The following is a 259-nucleotide window of genomic DNA, read 5'->3' as shown; positions in this document are numbered from 1 at the left end:
CCCAAGCCGGTCTCTCGGCCAGCCAGGACGCAGTGGAGCTGATTGCCGCCCGCGTCGAAGGCAACCTGCTGGCCGCCGCCCAGGAAATCGAAAAGCTCAAGCTGATGGCCGAAGGCGGACAGATCACCGTGGAAACGGTGCAGGCTGCCGTGGCCGACAGTGCGCGCTTCGATGTCTTCGGGTTGACCGATGCGATCCTCAACGGTGAAGCCGCCCATGCCCTGCGCATGCTCGAAGGCCTGCGGGGCGAAGGTGTCGA

General features: G+C 65.6%; 1 protein-coding gene. It reads left to right on the top strand.

Going from position 1 to position 259, the window contains the following annotated elements:
• Positions 1 to 259, top strand: a 259-nt coding sequence (gene holA / locus BK665_RS34045; protein WP_123410671.1) for a DNA polymerase III subunit delta, incomplete at both ends; no start/stop codon positions are given.

The organism is Pseudomonas frederiksbergensis (genome assembly GCF_003732665.1).
GTDB lineage: Bacteria > Pseudomonadota > Gammaproteobacteria > Pseudomonadales > Pseudomonadaceae > Aquipseudomonas > Aquipseudomonas frederiksbergensis_G.
The sequence above is the reverse complement of the archived record's forward strand: the minus strand, read 5'-3'. Positions and strand labels throughout refer to the sequence as shown.